The following is a 1,246-nucleotide window of genomic DNA, read 5'->3' as shown; positions in this document are numbered from 1 at the left end:
CGTGACCTGCCCCCCATCGGTCCCGCGGTCATAACGAGAGTCCGCTGGTTTGATATTCGGGCATGCTCGCCGGCACAAGCGCGCCGGGGGTGACGTTTCCGTCCTGCAGGAACGCCCGGCGCGCTTGTGCCGGTGTTTGGTTCTGCAAGGACGAGTGCGGCCTGACGTTGTTGTAGTCGTAGCGCCAGACCGTCAGCTTACGCCGGGCGTCAGCCAAGCTGCCGAACAGTTCCTCGTTCAGGAGTTCGTCGCGCAGCGACCCATTGAACGATTCGATGAAGGCATTCTGCTGCGGCTTGCCGGGATCGATATAATGCCACTCGACCTGGTTCTCGCTGGCCCACTTCAGGATTGCCCGGCTGGTGAACTCGGTCCCGTTGTCGCTGACGATGCAAGTCGGTTTGCCGTAGAGCCGCACCAGCGTGTCCAACTCCCGGGCAACCCGCACGCCGGAGATGCTGGTGTCGCCCATCAGGCACAGGTTTTCGCGGCAGCAGTCGTCGTTGATCGCGAGGATGCGCAGTCGCCGCGAGGCTCCGAACGTGTCGGCAACGAAGTCCATCGACCAGCGGTCGTTCGGCCGCAGCGGCAGGGGCATTGGCGTGCGGCTGCCGCGGGCGCGCTTGCGCCCCCGCCGCCGGCGCACGGACAGCCCTTCTTCCCGGTACAACCGGTAGAGCTTCTTGTGGTTCATGACATGCCCCTTGCGTTCGAGCATGACGCCGACGCGCCGATAGCCGAAGCGGCGGCGCGTGGCGGCGATCTCGCGCATCTCCGCGCGGATCTCGACATGGTCGGGCGGACGTTCTCGCCGAACCGTCTTCGGATCGACACCGAGCAGTATGCAGGCATGGCGCTGCGAGACCTGATATTCCCGCATCACGCCCAGCGCCGCATCCCGTCGCTGCGACGGCGTCGTCAGACTTTTCCCAACAGATCCTTCAAGATCGCGTTATCAAGCACGCTCTCCGCCAACAGCCGCTTCAGCTTCCCATTCTCGTCCTCGAGCTGCCGCAGCCGCCGGGCGTCCGACACGTCCATCCCGCCATACTTCGCCTTCAGCTTGTAAAACGTCGCCGGGCTCAGCCCATGCTTGCGGCAGACTTCCGCCGTCGGCAGCCCTGCCTCCTGCTCCTTGATCATCCCAATGATCTGTTCCTCGGAAAAACGGCTCTTTCTCACTCGTCTGCTCCTTCCTGGTGCAGACTCTACATCAAAGCGAGGGAGCCAACGGGGGGCAGGTCAC

Annotated in this window: 1 protein-coding gene; it reads right to left on the bottom strand. The window is 64.0% G+C overall.

Annotation, left to right across the window (positions count from 1 at the left end; translation table 11 throughout):
• Positions 1 to 28 precede the first annotated feature (28 nt).
• A protein-coding gene (locus J2Y58_RS20950) for an IS3 family transposase (RefSeq protein ID WP_405053153.1) occupies positions 29 to 1,182 on the bottom strand; the annotation gives its coding sequence in 2 pieces (ribosomal slippage) (positions 29 to 924 and positions 924 to 1,182; 1,155 coding nt in all).
• Positions 1,183 to 1,246 lie beyond the last annotated feature (64 nt).

The organism is Sphingomonas sp. BE138 (assembly GCF_031456125.1).
Lineage (GTDB): Bacteria > Pseudomonadota > Alphaproteobacteria > Sphingomonadales > Sphingomonadaceae > Sphingomonas.
This window is presented reverse-complemented; position numbering and strand designations above follow the sequence as displayed.